The organism is Brevundimonas sp., from assembly GCF_044239655.1.
Taxonomy (GTDB): Bacteria; Pseudomonadota; Alphaproteobacteria; order Caulobacterales; family Caulobacteraceae; genus Brevundimonas.
In genome coordinates this window covers 1-10,879 of record NZ_JBIIAY010000251.1, presented here as the reverse complement: position 1 = coordinate 10,879, position 10,879 = coordinate 1, and the positions used below count along the sequence as shown (strand labels likewise).

Annotated in this window: 17 protein-coding genes and 1 tRNA gene; 10 read left to right on the top strand and 8 right to left on the bottom strand. The window is 44.0% G+C overall.

What is annotated here, in order from left to right:
• From ACILQR_RS17675 to ACILQR_RS17640, 8 genes are all read right to left on the bottom strand, one after another.
• Positions 1–679: Rad52/Rad22 family DNA repair protein (locus ACILQR_RS17675; RefSeq protein WP_395652675.1), on the bottom strand; the 679-nt coding region annotated here is incomplete at its 3' end.
• A gap of 22 nt (positions 680–701) precedes the next feature.
• Entirely contained in the window at positions 702–1,064 is a 363-nt protein-coding gene (locus tag ACILQR_RS17670) for a hypothetical protein (RefSeq protein WP_395652674.1), read from the bottom strand.
• Positions 1,065–1,544: 480 nt separating this feature from the next.
• Positions 1,545–1,991 (bottom strand): hypothetical protein, encoded by a 447-nt coding sequence (locus ACILQR_RS17665; RefSeq protein ID WP_395652673.1) that lies wholly within the window; start codon positions 1,989–1,991, stop codon positions 1,545–1,547.
• Positions 1,988–2,236, bottom strand: coding sequence for a hypothetical protein (locus tag ACILQR_RS17660; RefSeq protein ID WP_395652672.1), 249 nt, complete (start codon positions 2,234–2,236; stop codon positions 1,988–1,990). The genes ACILQR_RS17665 and ACILQR_RS17660 overlap by 4 nt, the downstream gene beginning before the upstream one ends.
• A 176-nt stretch (positions 2,237–2,412) precedes the next feature.
• Positions 2,413–2,649, bottom strand: coding sequence for a hypothetical protein (locus ACILQR_RS17655; protein WP_395652671.1), 237 nt, complete (start codon positions 2,647–2,649; stop codon positions 2,413–2,415).
• 65 nt (positions 2,650–2,714) lie between these two features.
• A complete protein-coding gene (locus ACILQR_RS17650) occupies positions 2,715–3,509 on the bottom strand; it encodes a hypothetical protein (RefSeq protein WP_395652670.1) in 795 nt (264 codons plus the stop codon).
• Between the two features lie 21 nt (positions 3,510–3,530).
• Positions 3,531–4,451 carry a hypothetical protein gene (locus tag ACILQR_RS17645; RefSeq protein WP_395652669.1) on the bottom strand — a complete coding sequence of 307 codons (921 nt, stop codon included), beginning with the start codon at positions 4,449–4,451 and terminating at the stop codon, positions 3,531–3,533.
• A gap of 551 nt (positions 4,452–5,002) precedes the next feature.
• A tRNA-OTHER gene (locus tag ACILQR_RS17640) sits at positions 5,003–5,074 on the bottom strand.
• Positions 5,075–5,374: 300 nt separating this feature from the next.
• On the opposite strand from ACILQR_RS17640, the gene ACILQR_RS17635 reads away from it, so the two are divergent.
• From ACILQR_RS17635 to ACILQR_RS17590, 10 genes are all read left to right on the top strand, one after another.
• A complete protein-coding gene (locus ACILQR_RS17635) occupies positions 5,375–5,650 on the top strand; it encodes a hypothetical protein (RefSeq protein ID WP_395652668.1) in 276 nt (91 codons plus the stop codon).
• A complete protein-coding gene (locus ACILQR_RS17630) occupies positions 5,650–5,835 on the top strand; it encodes a hypothetical protein (protein WP_395652667.1) in 186 nt (61 codons plus the stop codon). Before ACILQR_RS17635 ends, ACILQR_RS17630 begins: the two co-directional genes overlap by 1 nt.
• A complete protein-coding gene (locus tag ACILQR_RS17625; RefSeq protein ID WP_395652666.1) occupies positions 5,822–6,052 on the top strand; it encodes a hypothetical protein in 231 nt (76 codons plus the stop codon). The genes ACILQR_RS17630 and ACILQR_RS17625 overlap by 14 nt, the downstream gene beginning before the upstream one ends.
• On the top strand, positions 6,049–6,318 hold the full coding sequence (locus ACILQR_RS17620; protein WP_395652665.1) for a hypothetical protein: 270 nt from the start codon (positions 6,049–6,051) through the stop codon (positions 6,316–6,318). The genes ACILQR_RS17625 and ACILQR_RS17620 overlap by 4 nt, the downstream gene beginning before the upstream one ends.
• Before the next feature lie 193 nt (positions 6,319–6,511).
• Positions 6,512–7,135: a hypothetical protein gene (locus ACILQR_RS17615; protein WP_395652664.1), complete on the top strand. Its 624-nt coding sequence runs from the start codon at positions 6,512–6,514 to the stop codon at positions 7,133–7,135.
• Positions 7,120–7,404 carry a hypothetical protein gene (locus ACILQR_RS17610; protein WP_395652663.1) on the top strand — a complete coding sequence of 95 codons (285 nt, stop codon included), beginning with the start codon at positions 7,120–7,122 and terminating at the stop codon, positions 7,402–7,404. The genes ACILQR_RS17615 and ACILQR_RS17610 overlap by 16 nt, the downstream gene beginning before the upstream one ends.
• Positions 7,401–7,955: a terminase small subunit gene (locus ACILQR_RS17605; protein WP_395652662.1), complete on the top strand. Its 555-nt coding sequence runs from the start codon at positions 7,401–7,403 to the stop codon at positions 7,953–7,955. Before ACILQR_RS17610 ends, ACILQR_RS17605 begins: the two co-directional genes overlap by 4 nt.
• Entirely contained in the window at positions 7,933–9,261 is a 1,329-nt protein-coding gene (locus ACILQR_RS17600; protein ID WP_395652661.1) for a hypothetical protein, read from the top strand. The genes ACILQR_RS17605 and ACILQR_RS17600 overlap by 23 nt, the downstream gene beginning before the upstream one ends.
• 30 nt (positions 9,262–9,291) lie before the next feature.
• Positions 9,292–10,407: a hypothetical protein gene (locus ACILQR_RS17595; protein WP_395652660.1), complete on the top strand. Its 1,116-nt coding sequence runs from the start codon at positions 9,292–9,294 to the stop codon at positions 10,405–10,407.
• Positions 10,401–10,715 carry a hypothetical protein gene (locus tag ACILQR_RS17590; RefSeq protein ID WP_395652659.1) on the top strand — a complete coding sequence of 105 codons (315 nt, stop codon included), beginning with the start codon at positions 10,401–10,403 and terminating at the stop codon, positions 10,713–10,715. Before ACILQR_RS17595 ends, ACILQR_RS17590 begins: the two co-directional genes overlap by 7 nt.
• Positions 10,716–10,879 lie beyond the last annotated feature (164 nt).

Below are 10,879 nucleotides of genomic sequence, written 5' to 3'. Positions count from 1 at the left end.
GTTCAGATTTTTTAGCTTCTAAAATTTCATTTCTTTTCTTAGCAAAAAGTGAAACTAAATCGCTGTGTTCTTGAAAAGTAACCTTGTTTTTTCTCCAATACTCTTCCAAATCTTCCACTGACTTGATATGGGTAAACTCTGCGTAAATGGCAGTTTTGATATCATCAACAGACTCAAAAGCCTCTGAATAGCTACCAACTTCAAAACTGATTGCGTCTTTTCGATTAAGGTTTTTACCAAAAATAGTACCTAGCTTTTCCGCTGCATCCTTGATTGCATACGACTCAGCAGCGGGCAATGCTTTCATTATTGCGTCAGACTTGATCTTTGAAAGATCGGCAGCACTTGCGCCTTTATCAGTTTGAACCGCAACAGCGCCTAATCCATCTTGAAAAAGCCATTCGCCCGTGATAGGGTTTTTGTAATGCAGTCGAATATGAACTGAAACACTTTGGAAAAGTGCTGAATAACTTACTACTTCAACTTTCCATTCTTGGAAAATACGGGTTAGCATAAATTCAACCTTGTCAATGGGTAGGTATTTTACCCCGGCTGCCATTGGGTGATCCTTTACCCATTTTTGAGGAACTGGTTGATTTAGCAAGATATTTAAAGCATCACTTTTGAAAGCCTGATCAGGCGCAAGGTGAAGCTCTTTGAGAGTGGGTAGGTTTGACATGGTTTGAGTTTTTCAGATGTGATTAAATCAATTCAGCTAAAATCTGGTTGCTAATTTCCGGCTGTTGTGCGGCCAAGCTTAATGCAATGGCTTCGGCTTCTTCGCCGGAAAGTTCTTTCAATACCTCGTATAGGGGGTAGTACTGCATGCGATAACTTCCATTGTCGGCGCGCACTGTTGCGGAAAATGCTGGATGTTCGTAACCTATGCGGCTCTTATCCATGTCTTCCGGTTGCGGGATAATTCCCAACTCGATGCCAGACACAACTGCGTCGTAGTTGGTAAACAAGAAAGAAAACATATTTGGTTCAGGGCGCTCACTGTCAACCTGAATAATTGCGCCAGAGTTAGCGCCGTCTTGGAAACGATAGTCGTAAATTTTCATAGTCGTTTGCGTTTTAATTATGATGCAATTTACGCCGACTATTTTTACCAAAACATACCCAAAACATGGTATTTTAAAAGGCCGTTTCATCATCCTGCTCCGCCGCGTCCATTCCTTTTGGCAACTTATCGAAATACTCGAATAGTTCCTTTTCATACGGCGCATTCAACCTGCCTAATAGTGCGGCGATATGAATAAGCGTGTGCGCTTCATAATACCCCGGTTTGTCGTTTGGGTAAAATACCCAAAACCCGGATTCTTCGCATACGGCTTGGCCTATGCAGACATTGTTCCCCCAGATGTCCAAGAACGCAGGGGACGAGGTGGGGGTTGTGGTTAGGCTCATTTCACAAAAATTAAAAGGATTAGGATTAAACAAAAGCGGCCAGGATCTCACCCGGCCGCGAATTTTAACCCATTAATTACCCAAACAAAAAAAATAAGAAAAATGCGCTTACTCGACGGGTGGCGCTCCCCGTTTTATTTTCCGCGCGCAATATGGATGATGTCACCCAGCTCGGGATTAGTTAAAGTAAGCTCATGTTCGTTGGCCATGTGGTCGAACAATTCGGAGTAGGGGTAGTCTTTTTCGCAATCAATCCTGCGCATTTCCTTTATGAACTCATCCTTTGTGAAGACTCCTAGTTCATAATTTTGAATGGATTGGTACAACTCAACGCCTTTGTGGAAGGACAGTTTTACGTCATCCGGTAGGCTGTTTTTATCGAGTTTAGTTGGGGCTGGATTCAAAATCCTTTCCAGTTTTTCAGCAATCTCGTCGGCGATTTCGTGGCAAAACCCGGCGTGGGTAAAGTGACCGTTATTAATAACTCCGCCAAATTTTATAAATTCTCCGTTGTGCGTTCCAGCGTGTACGGTTTCCTTTTCTAAATACTCCGCAATGATTTTTACAATTTTATCTTTCATAGTTTTGAGTTTTTCAGGTTAAAAATTGCCAGCCTTTTATACCCATTTGGCTCGACTTGAATAAGCCCATATTGAGCTGCAAATCTTTCCAAAATCGTATGTTCGCGAGATGAAAAAATGGGATCTTTCAAAATCACGTTAAAATAATTACCGTGATAGCTTTTTTGCACTCCGGTAAAATAGTCGCAAAGTTGCAGCTCTAGCCCAGTGTGATGTTTGATTAGTTGCAAAGTTTCATTTATCATTTGCTTGGTTTAAAATGGTTTACAATTTAGTTCTTCCAGCCTCTCCGCAGCCCCGGCACACGCCGCAACCAGGATTTCCGGTGCATCCCAAAGCAGCACAAATACAGCGCCGCCATTTGAGTAGATGCGCCATTGGCTGTCGACGTGGCGCAGGGTGGGGGTTGTCCAGCCTTCCATTAAGGTTTGATTTTAAATTCTTCAAAATCCCAATATGGCTGATCTAACTTGCCTACATATTTGGCTACAAGGTCATTTTTTTCAACATAATTTAATTTTTCCCAATCTTCGAGGGCCTTTACGCCTAATTGATGCAGGGAAACATTCACCAGCCGATCTTCAACATGAGACGGCACAAGTTTTACTTGAATTTTTACACTTTTCATATCGTTTTGATTTTCAACAAAGGTCGACATTTAAAATTTACCAAAAAATACCACAAACATGGTATTTTCAAAACGGTAGATCCCCTTCAAAATTCCTATTGTCTGCTTGGCTGTATCAACTTATCCCAAATAGCCCGTTTCCGCTGGATGATGCGCGCACGGGATTCAACACTGATTTCAAACTGTGCGCCCTGTAAAATCTCACCAATCCGACCAGCGCGGCGGGTAGTCTCGTTCTGTGCTTTCAATTCATTGGTAGCTTCTTGCTTCGCCTGTTCAACCCGTTTCATTTTTTCACCTTTCTCCCATGTCAATATATTTTCGCTAATCGCCCAATCAAACCACTCCCCAGGGACATCCTTCCAGCTTTTCAACTCTCCATACTCACCACGCAGAAACGCGGCCTTATCGACTTCAAGCGCCTCAATCCAGGCCATTTTTTGTACCAGCCTTTCCTGTTCTCTCCGGGATTCATCTTCTGCGTTCACAATCGCCGCTACAACCCCCTTGCGCCATTCTAAGTACTCATTCAGGATTGCAAACATGATCGAAATACTAAACTTGCCACCGTAAAAAATCCGGTTGTCGCTTTCGCCTAATTTGCCAGTCATTTGCATCTTGACAGCGGCGGCGCATTCCATCGGGTTAAGGTTGGGATAGGCTTCTTTGAAGTCCTGTGCAAACTGGTTGATTACAAAATCCTCCGGTTGCACAACATAGGCAGCAATTGAAATGATCGCTTTTGCTACTTCAAGCCGCGCGGTTTCGTTTTCCATCAAGCGGACGGGGTTTTGCCGTACCTGGGCAATCCAAGACACTTGTTTCGGGTCTACGTCGGGGACTGCGGGTAGCTGTGAGGTGTGTGGTTGAATTTGTGTATTGTTTTCCATTGTTTTTGTCTTTTTTTGATCTTATAATCCCTGCCGCTTACCCCATTCAACCCACTTTTCAGCTTCGGTTTTTGGGCGGTTGTTCAATGTGGTAATCCATTTATTGAATTCCGCTTCAATCCCAATGGGGTCAAACCTTCCGTGCAAGTATGCCTCTTTCGGGTTGGCTTTGAGGTAATCCTTTGCCATATCCAGAAAGTCGCACCAGGGTTGCACGTCGTTCAAAGGGACAATGCCCTTTGTAATCGTTCGTTCTCGCAGCACGGCAAACAGGGTCTTTAGTGAGCGCAAGTATTTTTTGTGAAAGACTGGTTTCTCTCCCCGATTCAAATCAGCAAACCGATTTTCATATTCCAACCACATCAAAGTGATAGGGGCGGGGTCGGCTACCTTTTCTTTTTTCGCGGAACTTTTTTCTTTTGGCTCTTTTTGTTCGATGTCGAAGTATTCCGGCACGTGGTGAATTTCAACCATCATTTCGTCTACTTCATCAATCAGGGTGACGGTCGAAAATTCTTTTTCGACATTGTTTACTTCATTAGTATTTACTTCACTTAGTATTTCCTCCTGATAGTACTTACTTGTTACGGCTTTCCCGTTTACGGAAGTTCCGTCTACGGATAAACCGTTTACGGCTTTCCCGTTTACGGGTTTATCGGTTACGGTATAATCGTAGCCTTTGAATTGGGCTTTTTCATTCTTGATCTTCACCCGTGAAATGTACCCGGCTGTCATCAATTCCTTAATGATTCCAGCCGTACCGTCACGGCCATTTTTGGAACGATTGGAAAGATCGGCAACATTTATTTGCCAATTGTCGGGAAGGTGTAGCAGGTAAACTAGCATTCCCTTTGCAGCCCAGGAAAGGTCTTTGTTTTGGATCACGTCGTTATTTACGACCGTAAAGTTATCGGTGCGCTTTTGGCGGGTTATCTTGCTCATTGCATGGCGGGTTTTACGGTTCCACAATTGATACAAGCAAGATCACCAGTAGGTGCGCCGTGATCGTCCATATCTCTTTCTAGTACAAAATCACATCCACCTGTGCATGTGTCAAATTGCACCTCCCAGCAACGAAAGCAAGTTTTGTATCTTAAAAACTCGACTCCGATTTGCCCGGCCTCATCGTCACCATTTTTGTATTTTGGAACTCTGGCTTCTAGTAGCTCGTACTTTTCGCCTTTCTTGATGCCTTCATTGCATCCCTCGCATTCGTGGTCTTTGCGAGCCTTGACAAGTCTCTGTTTCATATCTCGCAGTTTAAATTTTGACAATAAAAAAGGCCACCTGGAGAGAGTTCAGGCAGCCTTAGACTGTTAAGTATAATCCCATGAAAATACTTTGCGAAATATGTGCTTTGCTCTCTCCTTCAAGGCACATACATTATCACAAATATACAAAATAAAATCAAAAAATCAATTCTTTCCCGGCCTACATCGGGGTAAATCCATTGACTTAATTCTCTGGCAATTACCCCTTTGTGGCCTGATTTGTGGACTTGACTGGATTCGAACCAGCTCTTTTCAGCCGAACCATCTGTGCTATACCATTTACACCACAAGCCCAAATTTATCTTAAACAGCCTTTGCTGCTTCATTCAAAAAAACCCAGCACTGAGCCGGGGGTGGTTGATTAGATTCCATTTCCACAAATCAGAGCCGTAAACCACGTCCTGTAAACGCAGGCTATAATTAGATGATCTGTAAATCAACTTGTAGTTACAAATCTACAACCTATTTTCCAAACCCGCAAACTTTTCCCGATAAAACTATAAGAAATATAAAAATAGTTTGTATCTTTAAATCGCAGAGTTTACAGTTACTAATGTCGCCGGGTTGTGCGCCCGGTTTTTAAAACCAAAAACGATGAAAAATTTAGAAGATCTTTCGATTATTCAAAAGATGCAGATTGTCACAACTGCCATAAATTACATGAGCGGCAACTTACAAGATGCTGCAAATGTAGTTGAATCACATACTGTGGACAGGCTTGAGCGGGCGAAGTTGCTTGAATCAACTCTTACGCAGCTTTGCCGCGTTGCTGAGGATTTGGGCAATATGTTGAATGACATTGAGTTCATGGCAGACATTGACGAAAAGATCACTGAGGTTGCTTTTGAAATCGTAAACGAAGTATTGTAATGGATGTTAAAGAGTTGATCAAAAGGCTATCGGAAGACATAGAGCGCGAAAGCTCCTTCATTAAAAAGAATGGGGGGGATAAAGGCGCGATCTCTTGGAGAGACGAGGACGGCGTTTTAGTCTCTGTTTTAGAGGCTGAATTTATTTTATCTTTACTAAAAGCGTTTCAGGATGGCAAACAATGACTTGATTAAGAAAAAAAGTATAGCCTTGACTGAGGCAACCCATACGCGTTTGATGGAGATTGTGGGATTCCTGCAAGCAAAGCGGGGAGTAAATACTACGGCAAACCAGGCGATTGAAGCGCTGCTGCATAAGTGGGAGGCAAACCAAGCAATTGAAAAACTGGAAGAACAACAACCTGGCGTTCTTGAGCAAATCTTTCAAAAAACGGAGCAATGATAGGATTCCTATTTTTTACCTTTGCAGCAGTTCAATCTTTTTGGCTGCATCGTCTTTGGGTTGCTTCGGATAATCACGCTGCCCGAATTGCTACGCTTGAGCAGTCCAAGCCGAAAGCGGTAGTGCAAGCTCCGCAGCCAACGAAACCAGAAAAGCAAAGCTTTGAAAAGCCTGTTATTCCAGGCGCAAAAGACGTGAAGCCGATGTTTATCGGGGATGGCTGTTTGCAGTTTGATGAAGAGAATCAGGTGGCAGAATGGGTATGAAGTCAATGAACTTTTCCAGTAAAATTCTTTCTGGGCAATATTCGCAAGTGTCGGATTGCTTAGGGTTTGATTTTATCACTTTTCCGCGTAAATTTGCGGTAAATGTATAGCCAAATCAATTACACCGAATACCATTTTTAGGGTATTTTTTAACCCGTTTTTATTTTATAACTTACATGAAAATCAAACGATTATGAAAAATGTAAGTAATTTTAGATTCAAGGAATCCGAATTGGGTGTTTTTGCAACATCTGAAAGTGATCAGGTTTTTGCCAATTTCAGTAAAGGTTGCCGGGTAATTGGGTTGACAAATGGTAAGTTTTCCCTTATTGATATTATCCGATCTTGTTTATCCAAAGTAGGGAAAGCTCACGTTTGTGTAGCCACTTGGAGCGCGGGCATTAAGGATGCGCACCAAGTAAAGTGGATGGTGGATAGCGGGTTAATCCAATCTTTTACTATCGTCACTGATCACAGCTACAAAACTCGCCAAAAGCAGTACGCCGCAAGCCTTGAGGATATTTTTGGAAAGGAAAACATCCGCACAAGTGAGCTTCACGGAAAGTTCACTTTGATCTGGAATGATGAGTATAAGGTATGTATTCGCCATTCAATGAACTTGAACGCCAACAAAACAGTGGAACATTTTGAACTAGATGAAGGCGATGAAGTGTTTAATTTCTTTATGTCTTTCGTTGAACATACATTTGGGGTAATGCCGAAAGGCTTCACTGGGGATAACTTTACTGTATCTAAGGCGATGGATAAATTTTTCGGGCAACAACCCGTCAAACAAAAAGCATGGAGCGAACTTTAAGCGAAAAAGAAATAGAGGCCATTACAAATTTTGGGGCATTCGGTTATGATGCTTCACGGATGGCCTCTATTTTGGGTTGGAGGGAAGATGAGGTGGTAAAACTCTTGTCTTCCCCTTCTGAGTTTGCGAAACTGGTGCAAAAAGGTAAAGACATGGCGGGCTATGCCATAGATCAAAAATTGTGGTCTATGGCTTTGAGTGGCGATATGAAAGCACTGGAGAAATTTGAGCAGCGCAAGCAAGCTCGTTCCATGAAGAAAAAAGTATGATAGAGTACTCAAACATAGGCGACTTAACCGAAAAGCAGCGCATTTTCTGCGAGATGTATTGCCGTGTCTGGGACGCAACAAAGGCAGCTAAGGAAGCTGGGTATAGTGAAAAAACAGCGTATTCAATTGGTAGTGAAAACCTGAGAAAACCTGAATGCGCAAAATACATTCAATTCATCAAAGATAATGCCTTAGAGTTCGCTGGTGTATCGATGCTTCGGAACATGCAAGAGCTTGCTAAAATAGCCTACGGCTCTGGTGCTGACATACGTAGAACATGGGAAAGTCTAGAAGACTGGTGTGACCTACCGGATGATGTAAAGTCCACCATTTCAGAAGTGACTACATCCACACGTGTGATAAAATCCATTGGGGGTGATGAAGAAAGCGGAGCGAGCATAGTTCAGGCTATCGAAACCGTGAAGGTAAAGCAATATGACAAACTCAAGGCGCTGGAGATACTCAATAAAATGGGTGGGTTTAATGCTCCTGAAAAGATTGAGATGAATAACGTTGAAATATCTTTCGATGACAGTAGCAACGAGGAATAGTAGCCGAATAAAAATCACAATCAAGCCGCCAAAGCTTGCAGACTATCAAAAGGCTTTCCTGAATTGCCCGCAACGCTTTTCGGTTGTCGAGGCTTCCACAAAGACGGGCAAAACATTCTCACATATTTACTGGCTTTTCCGGTTGGCGCACGGCCTTGATCCGGTGTGGTATACGGACGGAGTTAAACCAGGGTGGAATATGTGGTGGGTTGCCCCGGTGTACTCACAGGCTAAAATCGCCTTTGCCCGCATGAAACGCCACATCCTTAATGCGCCGGGCTATAAATTCAATAACTCCGATCTTGCTATCACAACCCCAAAAGGTACAATTATATCTTTCAAGTCTGCCGATACGCCGGATAACCTATACGGGGAAGATGTGTACGGCGTGGTCTTCGACGAGTTCACCCGCGCCAAACAAGCCGCGTGGTTTGCCCTCCGTTCTACCGTCACGTTCACCAAAGCCCCGGTTAAATTCATTGGCAACTACACAGGACAAAGCAATTGGGGGCACAAGCTCACCAACAAAGCCAAAACCGACCCAACCGAATACGCAGCCTTCCGAGTCACAGCCTACGACGCGGTACGGGCTGGCATCCTAGATGAAAAGGAAATCGAACAAGCAAGGCAAGATTTGCCATTATCAGTTTTCACGGCGTTGTACCTGGCGGAGGGGGTTAGCGACGATTCGATACTGTTTCCAGAAAAAGCACTGGAAGATATATTCACCAATTCCTTTGTGCAGGAAACCGGACAAAAGTACATTACCGCAGACATTGCCCTACATGGCTCTGACCGCTTTGTTATTCGTGTTTGGCATGGGTGGGTAGTCGTTGCAACGTACGCAATCGACAAATGCGACGCTGACGAAGTGGAAAAGCTACTAAGGGAAAAGGCATTGCAATACGGTGTACCGCAAAGAAACATCGCCTATGATGCGGACGGGGTGGGGGCATTCCTTCGTGGGTATCTCAAGACGGCTCAACCATTCAACAACGGGTCGACTCCGATTCAGGACGGGAAGCATAAGATCAACTACCTGCACTTGAAAGCCCAATGTTTCTACATGCTGGCAAAGAAGATCAGCGAGAACGGGATTTACATTAAGTCAGGCGAATACAAAGAACAAACCGTTTTGGAACTGGAAAACATCCGAAAGCACCACACAGAAAAGGACGGGAAGATAACGACAACGCCAAAAGAAGCGGTTAAGCAGATTCTTGGGTTTTCGCCTGACTTGGCAGAAAGTTTAATGATGCGCATGGCCTTTGAGTTGCCGGTCAAGAAGTTTGCCAAAATGATGTAATTTCCGTAACTTGCATTTAAATTCAACAACATGGCGCAAGTCAACCCGTACAATATCTTAAGTTTCTATCCCTATCAACCGGGCTTTGACGAACCCGCGCCGCTGGTTTGCGCCCCGTCGCTATTGTCTTTCCAAATCCGCAAAACAACAATCACCACCGTAACCGAGTTCGTTATTGTCGCAGAGGACGGAACAGAGCAGGACATGGACACAAGCAGAATCGAAACGGCTTGCACTACGTCATATGGCGGGTTTGCCACATACAAGGCCAATGCGGCCCCGGCGGGTTTGGCGGACGGGAAATATCAATTCAAGGTTGTTTTGGATTCAACTACCTACTATTCACATCCTTTTTGTGTAGATAGCCGATTTGGCCAGATGTACGAAAAGGTCATCGATTACACTATTCAGCAGACAGTAGTCGATGAATACGTGCTTACTTTCTCCTTCACCACTGCAATAGGCCACGGTAGGCGTACCATCACATTTGAGCAGTCGGGCAATACCGTGAACCGCACAACCTGGAACAGTGCCAACATTTCCACCTTGAGGCTCACAGAGGCAGACGGTACGGGAAGCGTTTCAACTCTTGTGACATTCACACATGAATTTGAAGGATCAACTTGGGTGCAAGTGTGGGTACTTGTTTTCAATAGCTCCAGTGTGTCAGGAACGATCTCTTTCACGCTACTGAGCGAGGCGTACAACATCGCCAACGAACAATACTACTTCATCGCGTTTACCAATGCCAACGACATACGGGATTTGGGTTTGTTCTACCAAGACGGTTATATTCAGAAACTCTACCTGAAAGTCTACCACCGCGCACCGCTAGTTGTCCAGGAAACCCGGCAACAGGCCAATGCAAAGGGAACACCGTTTTTCAACAGCCAAACCATCGCCGAAAAATTCACGATGGACTTTGCGCCCGTGCCTGACTACCTGGCCGCTGTATTGAACGCGCTGCAAAATCATTCCAGCGTGACCCTATACGACACCATGACCGGACAAGGAACGAGTATAGCAACCGGGCGGCCTACGTTCGAGTTTACACCAGTGGAAGCGGATGTCATTTTGAAAGGAACATTTTCTTACGAAACCAATCGGGCGTTTGTAGCTTGTGAGGATAATATGGAGGTATGTTAGGAGAAGAACCAAAATTTAATACAGGTGATCGGGTTGTTTGTATCTCCGAAAACTTTGCCAAAATTGCTACTACTGATGTTGCAAAAAGCACAGTAGGAACACAAGCACAACGGCATCCGATTATTGGAGAGGTATTGACTGTTTACGATAATTTAGGTGATTTTATTTGCTTTGATAAGTATAACGACAAAGACCCTGAATACCTAGAGGGTGTATCTGAATTTCACTGGTTTCACCAAAGCAGGTTTGAGTCAATCCAAAACAAACAAACTGTCAAGGAATCCTTGATGGTTCAACTATTCAATTGATGTACACGATATTCGGCACCTTCACCGCTGGCACAGTTGATCTAACTGCCTCAACCGTTTACCAGTCCCTCAATTTCCAAGACACACGGGATGACAAAACAGGTATCTACCGCCGTGTGTTGAATACCGAGTTGGTGTTTGTAGGGGCAGCTTATCAAGAAATC